The following is a 13,575-nucleotide window of genomic DNA, read 5'->3' on the forward strand; positions in this document are numbered from 1 at the left end:
ATTAGCAAATCAATCCGGACGAGTGATCCGTCAGACTTCCGGTTGCTGATGACAAAACATTATTGAGATTCTGTAATCTCAAAACGCCCATAAAAGCAAAAATCAAAGCTTCTTTATATTCAATGATTTCTCTCGCGGGAATTTGGATTTCGGTTTTGGTCTTTGCTTTTATTTTTTCAATGAGATAGCTGTTGTAAGCTCCCCCGCCGGTTATCAATACATTTTTAATTTCAAATTCTTCCAATATTTTCGCAATCTGAACTGCAGAATGTTCGGTGAAAGTTGCCAAGAGATTTTCCGACTTTTGATTTTTCATCAATGGTAAAACTTGAGAATTAATCCATTCGATTCCCAAAGATTTCGGTGCTTTTTCTTGATAGAAATTTAATTGATTCAATTCATTTAAAAGTTCGTAATCGATAATTCCAGATCTTGCCAAATCGCCATTTTCATCATACTTCTTTCCGAGTTTTAAAGCCAAATCATTAAGGATAATGTTGACTGGACAAATGTCAAATGCAATTCGTTTCCCATCTCGTTTCAAAGAAATGTTGGAAAATCCACCAAGATTGAGACAAGCATCAAACTCATTAAACAATAACTCATCACCAATTGGAACCAACGGCGCGCCGTTTCCGCCAAGCAAAACATCTTGACTTCGGAAATCGTAAACGACGGTTTTATTGGTCTTAATTCTAATTGCTCGTCCATCACCAATCTGCAACGTGAATTTGTTTTTTGGTTGATGAAAAACTGTGTGTCCGTGTGAGGAAATTAAATCTAAATTGCTGATACTATTTTTAATGATAAATTCTTGCGTTTTCTCGCCAAGGTAAAATCCATAATCGGAATTGAGTTGCAATAGTCTTTCGCTGGAAAAGTGGATGGCATTTTTCAAATCATCTTCCCAATTAGTGGAGTAGGCGATGGTTTCGCATTTCAGAATCTCAAAAGTCCAATTGGAATTGTCCCTTGTGAATCTGGAATAACAAATATCCAAACCGTCCAGACTGGTTCCAGACATCAAACCGATGGCGTAAAAAGTTGACATAATAAAAAGTATTTATCGAATATCTAAATTCTAATCTCTAACTTCTAAAATCTAAAAATTACTTGCTTGTCGCAGGCAAATTGGTAGAATTGAAACTTCCGGAATTGTTGAAGAAAGTATATTCTGAAAAGTCGTCTTTGGCAACCATTCCGTGTGCACCAACCAAAATATTGCCGTCTTTGTCCGAAACGAAAACGGTGTCTTTGGTGTACATTTTTTTATTTCGCTTGTCCCAATTGATGGTTTCGGTGACGAAAGTTTGTCCTTCTGTCGTGATGATCTTTACTCGGCCTTTTGCAAAATATGAATCTCTTTTGATATTATTTTTAGCATATTTTGCCCAGACTTTCCCAGGAACTTTCGGATTTTTTTTGTCGAAGAATTCCAGATAGATTCCTTTTTTCGCTTCCACGTAAGGCGAATCTATCAACTCGTAACTTTCCAGCAATGGTGCTTTGAATCTTACTTTCACCACGCCAGAATCTCTCTGGATGATATTTGCGTTGTGAATGATTTGTGAAGCGAAATTGGTTTTCTTTCCCTTGTTTACTTTCGTCATATCTTCTTCACAAGACTGCATAAGAAAAAACATCAGCAACAAAAAGAATTGTTGTGATGTTTTTAAATTAAATATTTTGAAACAATAATCTTTCATTAGATTATCAATGTTCGGTTCTTAGTTGTATAGTTTCTTGTTAAACCATTTGTCTGCAAAATTCACACCTATTCTTAGATTGATGAAGTTTTGGCGGATCATATTGTTCTCCAAAGTTCCTCTTTTTCCAACTTCCAGTCCAATATCCAAACTGTTCATACGGTTGATAACGCTCTTTTGGAAAGGAAGCGTAACGCCCGCTGTGATTGCCATTTTGTTGATATTCGTCCCGTTGAGTTGCAGATTTCCTTTTTCGTAGTAAGCACCATAACGGTAAATCACTCTAGAAAAATAAGAACGGAAGTTGTTGAAGTTTGGCAAGTACCAACCTCCCACAGAATATCTGTAAGAATCCTGGTAATAGAATGGCTGACCAAGGAAATTGATGTTTTCTCCTTTTTTATAATCCACCTGAGTTCCTAAAAACCATTTGGTGTCTTTGCCATATCCAACCCCGATAGAAGCTTCTTGTGGTAAGAATTTTTTATCAAAATTAGATTGCTGTTCTACTATGTTTTCGTAAGCTTTCTGTTCTCCTACAAGATAATAGTACGTACTGTTGGTGTACATACTTTTCAAATTTCCGCTGTTGCCAATCGTGTAAGTTGCTCCAAACGTCAATTTGCGGTCATTCGCCAATTTCTTTTGATAAGTTGTTCCCAGCGTGAAATTGAAAGCTTTTACCCTGTAACTGTTAGCATATCCACTGATTAATTCGGCACCTGTAAAAGCTACTTCCTCAATATCCTGAACTTTTCCAAAATAGAAGTTGGATCTCAAACCTACAGCAAACTCTGTATTGATTTGATAAGAAAGCGCCGCTTGAATAGTGTTCAAAGAACCTTCACCACGGAAATTGTGAACTTCCGTTGTTTCGCTGTTCAAAGCTTTGCTGGTTACGATGTCATAACTTTTGGAACTGTATGGCTGGAATCCCATTCCAAATTTTACCCTTTTGGAAATCGGAAAAGCAATACTGATATTTGAAACATAGGTAGAATGTTTTTTCGAATCAATATTATTAAAGTCAGACTTGTAATAATTATTCTCATTCGTGCCTTCAACTTTCAGTGTGGTAAGTTCTAAGTTGGTATTAGCAGCTGGATTTCGGAAATTGAAACTGTTGTTAAAATCCCAAATATAAGCCGTAGAGATGCCTCCCATAGAATTGATCTCAACTGTATTATCATATTTCACATCTCCAATCCCATAAGCGCCGTACGGTGAGTTTCCAATACTTTGCGCATTAAGGAAATATCCTGCAACCAATGATGATAAAACAAAAATTCTTTTCATAAATTGATATTGATTGTTTTTTTTAAAGTCAATTGTCATCGCTCAAACGCCAGCTGTGGTTTAATAATTGGATTTTAGCGACTTTTTCCTTTAAAATTTCAATCCGCAAATATCTTAATTAATAATGAATTGCAAAAATATATTTCGGTTAAAGTTTGTTAAGGGATGGGCATTATAACTTGAAACTGAACGTTGGAATATTTGATATATTTTTCAAGAACTTAAAAATTGAAATCTTCCATCATCAGACATCCAACTTCCTGCTTTTTTCTATCTTTGTCATTATGAAATGGGAACAGATTATCGGTCAGCAATCCGTAAAGAATCTTTTGAAAGACAGCATCCGGGATTCCAGAGTCGGGCATGCGCAACTTTTCGTAGGCGAAGAAGGCTTTGGCGTTTTACCTTTGGCTTTGGCAATGGCTCAGGAGATTTTCGAGAAAGAGAATCCAGCTTCTGCTCATAAAATTGAGAATTTGAACCACCTCGATTTGCATTTCAGTTTTCCGGTTTTTACAGAGAAAAACGTATCGTTGAGCAAACGTTTTTTCGATAATTTCAGAGAGATGGTTCTGCAAAATCCATATGCATCATTCGATGATTGGACGAGTTTCTTGGAATCGGAAAACAAACAGTTTTTCATTTCTGCAGACGAGGCAGAGGATATTGGACAACGATTCACACTCAAAAGTTTCGAAGGTGGAAGCAAGATTCTCATCGTTTGGCGAGCTGACAAAATGAATGATGCGGCTGCCAACAAAATCCTGAAATTCCTGGAAGAACCACCGAAAAATACCTATATTATTCTTTGTGCACCAAGCACCAATGATATTCTGCCAACCATCTTGTCCCGATGTCAGTTGGTTAATATTCCGAGAATCAATGACGAAGATATACTCAAGAGCCTGCAAAATGTAGAAGCGGCAAAGGAAATAGCGTACGAATCTCAGGGCGATTGGAATCTTGCAAAATCATTATCAGAAAACAATGTAGTGACATCTGAGTTCGAAACCTTATTTATACAATGGGTTCGGAATGCCTTCCAAGCGAAAAAGAAACCCGAAGTTCTGCGAGAAATTGTAAAATGGGCGCGCCAAATCTCAGAATGGAATCGTGAGAAGCAAATGAAATTCCTCAATTATTGTATTGAGATTTTCCGTTTGGCAATGCTTCAGAATTATGGTAATGATAATTTGGTTTACAAAAAACTGAGTGAAGGGAATTTCAACTGGTCAGCATTTTCAAAATTTATTCACGGAGCCAATATCGTTTCCATTGTTGAAGAAATCACCGATGCTTCTTACCATATTTCCCGAAATGCAAATTCCAAAATCGTTTTGACAGATATGGGGATTAAATTAACGAGATATATTCATAAGGCTTCGAGTTGACCTGTATTAATCAGTTTGTACTCTATTTAGTAATAAAATAATTCCAATCTTTGAACAGTAATATCCGAATTTCCTTACAATGAATGATAAAAGAGAAAACATACTTTCCGCTTCCATAGAACTGCTTGTATCAAAAGGTTTGCACGCCATTACCGTTGCCGAAATTGCAGCCAAAGCAAAAGTGGGAATTGGTACTTTCTACAAACATTTCAAAGACAAAGAGGATTTGGTGCAACAAATGTGGATTTGGCAAAAAAAAGACGAAGCCGATTATATTTTTAAAGATTATTCAGCAGAAAACTTATCTGTTCGAGAGCAGTATTTTTTTCTTTGGGAAAGAGTCGTTCGCTATTTTGTTGAGCATCCCACAGAGTATTATTTTTCTTATCAATTCGCTTCGTCCAATATTTTAAATGACGAAATCAACAGCATTGCGATGAAGAGATTTCTCGTTTTTGATGAACTCTACGAAGAAGGTTTAAAACAAAATCTATTCAAACCTTTGAAAGCTAAGCATCTGAGATTGTTCACGTTCAGTACAATCAATGGCTGGATTCTTTGGGCAAAGGATGAGCAGATTCCGTTTACAGACACTACGATTCAATTATTTTTACAAATGTCTTGGGACTCAATAAAAAATTAACTTTTTTTTAAGTTCTTTAACTGACTGAATATTCATTCAGTTTTTATAAATTTGCAATCTAATTTTAAAATACTTACACAAATGTCTAGAAACGACTTAAACGGAAAAGTAGTGTTGATCGCAGGTGGTGCAAAAAATTTAGGCGGACTTTTAAGCCGTAATTTTGCAGCTAAAGGAGCAAAAGTTGCGGTACATTACAACAGCGACAGTACAAAAGCAGATGCTGAAAAAACTTTAGCAGATATTACAACTGCAGGAGGAGAAGCCTTTATTTTTCAAGCAGATTTAACCAAAGTTGAAAATATTTCAAAGCTTTTTGAAGCTACAAAACAAAAATTTGGTGGTATTGATATCGCCATCAACACGGTTGGAATGGTCTTGAAAAAACCTTTCTTAGAAACCACAGAAGCCGACTATGACACGATGTTCGACATCAATTCAAAAGTTGCTTACTTTTTCATTCAAGAAGCTGGAAAACATTTGAATGAAAATGGGAAAATCAATACGATTGTAACTTCTTTGTTGGCGGCTTACACAGGTTTGTATTCCACGTATGCAGGAGCAAAAGCGCCAGTTGAGCATTTTACGAGAATGGCTTCAAAAGAATTTGGGGATAGAGGAATTTCAGTTTCTGCAGTGGCTCCGGGACCTATGGATACGCCGTTTTTCTACGGACAAGAAGCTCCGGAAGCAGTCGCTTATCACAAATCAGCTTCAGCTTTGGGCGGTCTCACAGACATCAAAGATATTGCGCCTTTAGTAGAGTTTCTCGTAACCGACGGATGGTGGATTACAGGACAAACTATTTTTGCTAATGGAGGCTACACAACTAGATAAAATTATTAATTTAGCGTAATTGAAATGGATTGTTGTTTTTCAATAATCCATTTTTTTAATTAAAAAAATACTTTATGATTTTAAAATTAATTAATTCCGCCCTTATTCTCGTTGCCGTTTTTATGGGCTTAAAACAAGGTTACGCAATGTTTTCCGGAAAACCCGAAATGCTTGAAATGTTCAGCAAATGGAATTTTTCTAAAACTGCCGTGATGATTAACGGAGCAGTAACGATGATTGCAGCTTTATTAATTCTCTTCCCAAAAACTTTTGTCTGGGGAAATTTTCTGATGGCTGCAGGAATTTTAATGATTATTTGCCTACAATTATTAAACAAAGATTTGAAAGGTGCAGCGATAGAAATTCCGTTTCTCTTACTGAATCTTGTAATTATTTACTTGCAACATCCACTAACAAAAACGAATTAATTCAATAAAAATTTAAACTTAAAAAATACAGAAATGAAATACAATTTGAAAATCAACGAAGAGTTACAACCAATTTTAGACGTTTACACCAATCAACCCGCACCACCGGAAGGAATGCCTTTGCAAGAAGTTTTCAGAGGTGCACTGCAACAAATGGCTTCTCAAATAAAAGTGAGCAGTACGGATGAAGTTAAAGTTGAAGACAAATTTTTCACTAACAGTGACGGTCTTGAAACCCAAATCAGAGTGTTCACACCGACGGCTGGAGAAGCTCAGAAACCTTTGCTCTATTGGATTCACGGTGGTGGAACAATGAGTGGTTTGCCAGAACAGGAAGACCCGGTTTTGTACAATTTGGCTTTGGAATTGGGTTGCGTGGTAACTTCGATAAATTACAGATTGACGCCCGAAAATCCTTTCCCAAAACCATTAAATGATTGCTATGAAGGTTTGTTGCACGTAGTAAAGAACGCTGCTGAGTTCAATATTAATGCTGAAAAAATAGTTGTTGGTGGCGGAAGTGCAGGTGGACTTTTGACGACTTCAGTTTGCATCAAAGCAAGAAACGAAAACGGGCCGAAAATTCTGTTGCAATTGATGCAATATCCAATGCTAGATGACCGCGACGATTCTGACAGTAACAAAGAAATTACCAGCGTTGGCGTTTGGGATTCCTGGATGAACCATTACGGTTTTCAATGTTACCTGAAAGGCGTTCCAGAAAGCGATTACAACAAAGCTGTTCCCAACCGTATGGAAGATTTGAGCAATTTGCCAAAAGCATTTATCGCCGTTGGAACGATGGATTGTTTGCGTGATGAAGGCATTGAATATGCTCAGAAATTATCCGCTTCCGGTGTTCAGGTTGAGCTCCATATTTTACCAGGAATGGTGCACGTTTTCGATGGAATTGCTCCGGAAATCTCAATGTCAAAAGATTTCTGGAAAGCCAAAACCAATGCTTTGAAAAGAGCTTTCGAAGCGTAACCAATCAGCAATTTAAATCGAAATATTAAATCCGAAAGACAATGATTATATTGTCTTTTGGTTTTTAAAATCAATACTACATTCACGAATAATGAAAAATAAATTTATCATTATTTTAACTGTATTCTGCTTATTAACAGCTTGCGGACAGAAAAAAATCGAACAAAATAAACCTATCAAAACCAAAAAAAAACAAATAATGGATTTAAATAAAATCACCAACCAAACCGTAAAAAAAGCCATCGAAGCTTTACAAGAAAACGATAAAACTAATTGGTATTCGTATTTTACAAAAGATGCCGTTTTTACCGACGACGGAAATCAATTAAACTTAAAATCATTTTTTGATAATGCTTTTAACCATAAAGAAAAATTCCTAAGTATTGATAAAGTAGAAAATGAGGGCAAAAATTTAGAAGGCAATTTCTTCGCTGGACAATGGGGAACTTTCAGAACGTATTTTAATTTCCACATCAACGAAGAGGGAAAAATAGAAAGATTAGATATTGGACAAGCGAAATAAATTGTTTATAAAACAAAAAAGTTAGAGCTTTTTTTCAATTTAAATTGAAAAGTTTTGTTAACCACATTGACACATTTTTTTCATCTAGTTTTGAGACAAAATAGTAGTGAGTTTAGTCCTATTTTATCTTTTTAAAAGTGAATATCGCGCTTTTTCTTGTGTCTATGTGGTTTTTGCTAATTTTTTAAACAAGCTATTAGTTTGTGGTGATTTTTTATTAAATTTAAACACACTAAAACCTTGAAAATGAAAAAGATAATTCTATTCGCTTCCGTTGCATTCGCGTGCGGTGTTTTGTTTGCCAATATTTTCAATTCGATGGTTATTTTTGAGGCTGCGAAGAGTGACATTCCAAATTCCATCGTTGCTGCGAGAGAATATTTCAAAACTGTGAATCCTGGAGATTTCTTCAAAATATTTTCTCCTGCTGCTCAGATTTTGACATTATTATCATTGATTTTGTTTTGGAAAACGGCGAAGTCTGCCAGACTTTTTCTCGGAATTGCTTTGTTGTGTTATATTTCAGGAGATATTTTTGCCTTCACATATTTTCATCCTCGGAATGATTTGATGTATCTTTCTGAGCCAATCCTTGATACAAAAACGCTTAAAGCGATTGCGTCAGAATGGAGTTCTATGAATTGGTTGAGATCATTTATCCTTTTTGTTGGCGTTGTTTTTTCATTCTTGTCTGTCGATAAAATTTATTCTGCAAAACAATAAATTTTTGCTTCAATAAGTTTTTTTCTTTTAATCACCCTTGAATATTAGCATTTTAGATTTTATTTATGATGTCTATAATGTGTTAATAAAAAATTAATCAAACAAATGTTTGATTGAGTCTGTTTTTTGATTTAACTTTGCCTGGTCAAAAAATTAATTATGCCAACAAAAGAAGAACATATAATGATGGTTGCAGAGAAACTCTTTGCTGCCAACGGTTATAATGGAACTTCGGTACGAGACATTGCGGCAAAAGCCAAAGTGAATGTTTCGATGATCTCCTATTATTTCGGTTCTAAGGAAAACCTGATGGAAACACTTTTCCGTTGGAGAATGGAAGAAGGACTCAACTTTGCCAAACATATTGTTGAAAATAATGACTTGAACGAGATTGAAAAGTTGGATGCTTTTGTAGATAATTTTGTCAACCGTGTTCAGAAATTTAAAGATTTCTATCTCTTGATTCACACGCAGCAAGTCATTAGCCAAAACAAAAATATTCAGAATTTTCTTAAAGATTCGAAAATCAATTACATAGAAATCAATCAAAGAATTGTAGAAATTGGTTTGGAAAAGGGGATTTTCACCAAAAGACCGTCGTATCATCTTTTGCAATGCACCATTTCCGGAACCATCTTCAACGCGATGCACGGCATCAAAATGTACAAAGATTATCTGAAGAAAAATAATTCAGATTTTGATGAAAAACAATACGAAAATCAATATTTCCTAGAAGCTGCCAATCACGTGAAAGCAATTGTCCGAGCTTTGATTGGCTATCAGGAAAAATAATAAATCTCAAATTACAATTATCATAATGCGAACAATGAATAAGCTATTGACAGCTATTATTCTTGTTGTAACTTTTGGTGTGCTTTCCGCTCAGGAAAAACGTAAAATAAGTTTACAAGAAGCAGTTAAATTAGGAATCGAAAACAGCAAATATCTAAAAATAGATCAAGCTCAAATCGAAGAATCCACAGCCAATCTTTTGGCAGCGAAGAACAAGCAATTGCCGGAGCTGACGGTTTCTGGAAATTACTTGTACTTGCCACTAGAACCAAATGTTGATCTGAAAATCCCAGGAATGGCTGGTGGCGGACCAAAAGTGAGCAACGTGCTTTATGGCTCAGCGAATCTTTCGGTGCCGATCTATGCTGGAGGCAGAATCAAATATGGAATCAAATCGGCTGAATATCTCGTAGAAGCTTCCAAACTGAATGCTGAAAACGACAAAAATGCCATTGCCTACAACATTTCCCAAGCTTATAATAATTTGTTCAAAGCGAATGAAGTAGTGAAACTCTTGAAAGAAAATTTGACATCGTCTCAAAAAAGAGATGAGTCTTTCATTAAACTAGAAAAAAATGGCGTGATTGCCAGAAACGATCGGTTGAAGGCGCAACTTCAAACGTCGAATATCGAATTGCAATTGATGGAGGCGGAGAACAATTACAGCATCGCCAACATCAATATGGATTTGCTTCTCGGACTTCCAGACAACACGGAAATCGAGGTTGATTCTAATTATATCGGAGAAGACGATCTTGGAAAACCAGATGATTATTATTTGAATTTGGCGAGAGAAAATCGGAATGACATCAAAGCTTTGGATTATCAAAGAAAAGCCGCAGCGCTTGGAAGCAAATCTGCAAAAGCGGAACATCTGCCTTCATTGGCTTTCACTGGTGGATATGTTGCCGCAGACATTCCAAAACTTTTGACCATCACCAATGCTGTAAATGTCGGCGTTGGAATCCAGTACAACCTTTCGAATATTTGGAAGAAAAATTCAAGCTACGTCCAGTCAAAAGCCAAAGAACAAGAATTGGCAGCCAACAATGATTTGCTTAATGACAATGTGACTTTGGAAGTGAAACGCGATTATCAAAATGATCTTTTCGCCCACAAGAAAATCGATGTTTACCAAAGAGCGCTGGAACAAGCTGAAGAAAATTACCGAATTACATTAAACAAATACAACGCGGGTCTGGAAACGATCACAAATCTTTTGGATGCGGACACTGCAAAAATCACTGCAAACGTCAACGTCATCACATCAAAAGCTGATGCGGCTTTGGCTCACAAAAAATTATTACAAACAACTGGAACGATTAATAATAATTGATTCAAAATAAACTTTAATTAAACTTAGAACATAAAACTTTAAACAAAATAATGGCACAAGACAATATAAAATTCGAACAGGGAGAAGTTCCTGTAAAAAAGAAAAAAAGCCCGGTTTTCTACATCATCGTTACTGTTGCGGTTTTGGTGGCAATTTTTTTTGGTTTTAGAGAATATCAATACAGCCAGGTTCACGAGGAAACTGACGACGCACAAATCGCTGCAGACATAAGTCCCGTGATTTCCAAAATTTCTGGTTATGTTTCAGAAGTTAAGGTTAAGGACAATCAATTCGTTAAAAAAGGCGATACACTGATTATTCTTGATAATAGAGATCAGAAAATGGCAGTTTCTCAAGCAGAAGCCGCTTTGGGAACAGCACAAAGTAATGTTACATCTGCGCAGGCAGGCTCTCAAGCTGCAGCTTCAGGAATTAATAATTCTAGAGCAGCAGTCCAAACCGCTAATGCACAAATCGAGGCAGCAAAAGTAAATGTTTGGAGAACAGAGCAGGATATGAAAAGATATTCTGAATTGGTGAAAGACCACAGCATCACGCAACAACAATTCGAGCAGGCTTCTGCCGCGTATCAATCCGCTCAAAAACAATTGCAGGTTTTGGTAGATCAAAAAAATCAGGCGAATGTGGAAACGGGTGTTGTAACGTCTCAGTCCAATGCGACTTATCAAAACATCGGTGTTGCCAATTCTCAACTGAAACAAAGACAAGTGGACGTGGAAAATGCAAAACTTAATCTTTCTTACACCGTAATTACCGCTAAAGAAAATGGCTATGTTTCTAAAATTCCTGTTCAGGTAGGACAGTTTATCCAAGCTGGCTCACAGTTATTCAGTTTGGTAATGAGCAATCAAAAATGGGTGGTGGCAAACTACAAAGAAACTCAGGTTGAAAAAATGATCGAGGGTCAAAAAGTAGAAATCGAGATCGATGCTTATCCGGGACAAAAATTTCAAGGGACAATCAGTTCATTCTCTCCTGCAACGGGTTCTGCATTTGCATTGCTTCCTCCGGATAACGCAAGTGGGAACTTCGTAAAAGTGGTACAGAGATTACCAATCAAGATCACCTTCGACAATCTTAACGAAGATATTATGAAAAAACTACGCGTTGGGATGAATGTTCAAACTGTGGTTTCATTAAAATAAAAAATTAGGAAGCTGGAAGTAGGAAGCACAAAGTTTTAAAACCTCCATCCTCCAACTTCCATCTCCCAACTCAGAAATTATGCAAGACGATTCATTAGTAGAATATGGATTTCGCAGGGTGATTGTTACCGTTACTGCCATCGTTTGTGCACTTTTGGAAATTGTGGATTCCACGATTGTGAATGTCGCTCTAAACGAAATGAAAGGTAATCTCGGCGCCACGTTGTCCGAAGTAGGCTGGGTGATTACAGCTTACGCCATCGGAAACGTAATCATTGTTCCGATGACGAGCTGGCTGTCTCAGCAGTTCGGACGTAGAAATTACTTTGCCGTATCCATCATTATATTCACAGTATTCTCTTTTCTATGTGGCAATGCGACCAATATTTGGGAGCTCGTTTTTTTTAGATTAATGCAGGGGATTGGCGGTGGAGCACTTTTGGTGACCTCACAAACAATCATCACAGAATCTTACCCGGTAGAAAAAAGAAGTATGGCTCAAGCAATCTACGGATTGGGAGTTATTATCGGTCCCACTTTGGGTCCACCTTTGGGAGGATATATTGTTGACAATTACAGTTGGCCGTATATTTTTTACATCAATATTCCTTTGGGAATTATCGCAACATTATTGACATTACAATTCATCAAGAGTCCAAGATTCGCAGAGAAACGTTCGGCTTCGGATGTCGATTGGTTGGGGATTGGATTGTTGGCAGCCTTCGTAGGTTCATTGCAATATATCTTGGAAAGAGGTCACGAGGACGATTGGTTTGAGAGTAAAGCGATTGTGGTTTTAACAATCACAGCCGTAGTTGGATTTGTATTATTCATCTGGCGGGAACTTACCTTCAAATATCCGATTGTAGAACTCCGTGTTCTCAAAAACGGAAATCTAAGGATTGGAACGATTATGTCGTTCGTTTTAGGATTTGGTTTGTATGGCTCTACGTTCATTGTTCCGCTTTATACGCAGAGTATTCTGGGTTGGACGGCGTTACAATCTGGAGCTTTGATGATTCCGGCAGCGCTGACAACCGCTTTTATGATGCCAATCATTGGAAAACTTTTGACCAAAGGCGTTAAGCAACAGATATTGGTAGCATTAGGATTATTAATATTCTTCATCTACAGTTTCTGGGGCTACAAAATCATCACGCCAGACACAGGAAAAGACGCTTTCTTCTGGATGCTGATTGTGAGAGGAATGGGACTCGGATTATTATTCATTCCGATTACATCATTGTCATTGAGTACATTGAAAGGTCCTGAGATTGGACAAGGCGCCGCGTTCACAGGAATGATGCGTCAGTTGGGAGGTTCATTTGGTATCGCTGCCATTACAACATTCATTGCCAACAGAAGTCAGCTTTATAGAAGCAACCTTGTGGCTCATCTAGATGTCAATGATTTAGACGTTCAGCAGCGCGTTGCCGGACTCAAAGCCAGCTTTATGGCAAAAGGAATGTCGGCGGACAAAGCACTTCAATCCGCTTATCAAATCTTGGATTACGGCGTGACAAAACAGGCAACAGTTTTATCGTATATGGATGTTTTCCTTTATTTGGGGATTGCTTTCCTGATTTGTATTCCGTTTGTGTTGTTCGTGAGAGAACGAAAAGGCAAAGGCGAGAAAATCGATCTCAGCTCAGTACATTAATATTTATTTTTAGTTAATTGTGTAAAACTCAGGATCAGAAATGATTCTGAGTTTTTTTGGCATCAATTTTTCTGCTAATCTGCTAAT

14 protein-coding genes are annotated in these 13,575 nt (G+C 37.0%); 11 read left to right on the forward strand and 3 right to left on the reverse strand.

The window, feature by feature from the left end; translation table 11 throughout:
- Window position 1: 1 nt before the first annotated feature.
- The 3 genes from B0I22_RS01110 to bamG all read right to left on the reverse strand — a co-directional run bounded on the left by B0I22_RS01110 (window position 2) and on the right by bamG (window position 3,002).
- A complete protein-coding gene (locus B0I22_RS01110) occupies window positions 2–1,051 on the reverse strand; it encodes an anhydro-N-acetylmuramic acid kinase (protein ID WP_133942769.1) in 1,050 nt (349 codons plus the stop codon).
- A 58-nt stretch (window positions 1,052–1,109) separates the two neighbouring features.
- Window positions 1,110–1,643, reverse strand: a complete 534-nt coding sequence (gene lptC / locus B0I22_RS01115) for an LPS export ABC transporter periplasmic protein LptC (protein ID WP_425459588.1) — start codon at window positions 1,641–1,643, stop codon at window positions 1,110–1,112.
- Window positions 1,644–1,727: 84 nt separating this feature from the next.
- On the reverse strand, window positions 1,728–3,002 hold the full coding sequence (gene bamG / locus B0I22_RS01120; protein ID WP_133942771.1) for a BamG family beta-barrel-assembly machinery protein: 1,275 nt from the start codon (window positions 3,000–3,002) through the stop codon (window positions 1,728–1,730).
- 284 nt (window positions 3,003–3,286) lie between these two features.
- On the opposite strand from bamG, the gene B0I22_RS01125 reads away from it, so the two are divergent.
- The 11 genes from B0I22_RS01125 (at window position 3,287) to B0I22_RS01175 (ending at window position 13,488) form a co-directional block, all read left to right on the forward strand.
- The gene (locus tag B0I22_RS01125; RefSeq protein ID WP_133942772.1) at window positions 3,287–4,393 is read left to right on the forward strand and encodes a DNA polymerase III subunit; all 1,107 of its coding nucleotides are present in this window, start codon (window positions 3,287–3,289) and stop codon (window positions 4,391–4,393) included.
- A 79-nt stretch (window positions 4,394–4,472) separates the two neighbouring features.
- Complete coding sequence (locus B0I22_RS01130; RefSeq protein WP_133942773.1) at window positions 4,473–5,036, forward strand: TetR/AcrR family transcriptional regulator; 564 nt, start codon at window positions 4,473–4,475, stop codon at window positions 5,034–5,036.
- 81 nt (window positions 5,037–5,117) lie between these two features.
- The gene (locus B0I22_RS01135) at window positions 5,118–5,873 is read left to right on the forward strand and encodes an SDR family oxidoreductase (RefSeq protein WP_133942774.1); all 756 of its coding nucleotides are present in this window, start codon (window positions 5,118–5,120) and stop codon (window positions 5,871–5,873) included.
- Window positions 5,874–5,947: 74 nt separating this feature from the next.
- Window positions 5,948–6,301, forward strand: coding sequence for a DoxX family protein (locus tag B0I22_RS01140; RefSeq protein ID WP_133942775.1), 354 nt, complete (start codon window positions 5,948–5,950; stop codon window positions 6,299–6,301).
- Window positions 6,302–6,334: 33 nt separating this feature from the next.
- Window positions 6,335–7,288, forward strand: coding sequence for an alpha/beta hydrolase (locus tag B0I22_RS01145; protein WP_133942776.1), 954 nt, complete (start codon window positions 6,335–6,337; stop codon window positions 7,286–7,288).
- 199 nt (window positions 7,289–7,487) lie between these two features.
- On the forward strand, window positions 7,488–7,811 hold the full coding sequence (locus tag B0I22_RS01150) for a hypothetical protein (RefSeq protein WP_246022124.1): 324 nt from the start codon (window positions 7,488–7,490) through the stop codon (window positions 7,809–7,811).
- A gap of 246 nt (window positions 7,812–8,057) precedes the next feature.
- Window positions 8,058–8,534: an anthrone oxygenase family protein gene (locus tag B0I22_RS01155; protein WP_133942778.1), complete on the forward strand. Its 477-nt coding sequence runs from the start codon at window positions 8,058–8,060 to the stop codon at window positions 8,532–8,534.
- Between the two features lie 159 nt (window positions 8,535–8,693).
- Window positions 8,694–9,326, forward strand: coding sequence for a TetR/AcrR family transcriptional regulator (locus tag B0I22_RS01160; protein WP_133942779.1), 633 nt, complete (start codon window positions 8,694–8,696; stop codon window positions 9,324–9,326).
- 34 nt (window positions 9,327–9,360) lie between these two features.
- Complete coding sequence (locus B0I22_RS01165) at window positions 9,361–10,662, forward strand: TolC family protein (RefSeq protein ID WP_246022125.1); 1,302 nt, start codon at window positions 9,361–9,363, stop codon at window positions 10,660–10,662.
- Between the two features lie 50 nt (window positions 10,663–10,712).
- Window positions 10,713–11,828 (forward strand): HlyD family secretion protein, encoded by a 1,116-nt coding sequence (locus tag B0I22_RS01170; RefSeq protein ID WP_133942781.1) that lies wholly within the window; start codon window positions 10,713–10,715, stop codon window positions 11,826–11,828.
- Window positions 11,829–11,907: 79 nt separating this feature from the next.
- Window positions 11,908–13,488, forward strand: a complete 1,581-nt coding sequence (locus tag B0I22_RS01175) for a DHA2 family efflux MFS transporter permease subunit (RefSeq protein WP_133942782.1) — start codon at window positions 11,908–11,910, stop codon at window positions 13,486–13,488.
- The last annotated feature ends 87 nt before the right edge of the window (window positions 13,489–13,575 follow it).

The sequence above is a fragment of the Epilithonimonas xixisoli genome, assembly GCF_004365655.1.
In the GTDB taxonomy this organism is placed as follows: Bacteria; Bacteroidota; Bacteroidia; order Flavobacteriales; family Weeksellaceae; genus Epilithonimonas; species Epilithonimonas xixisoli.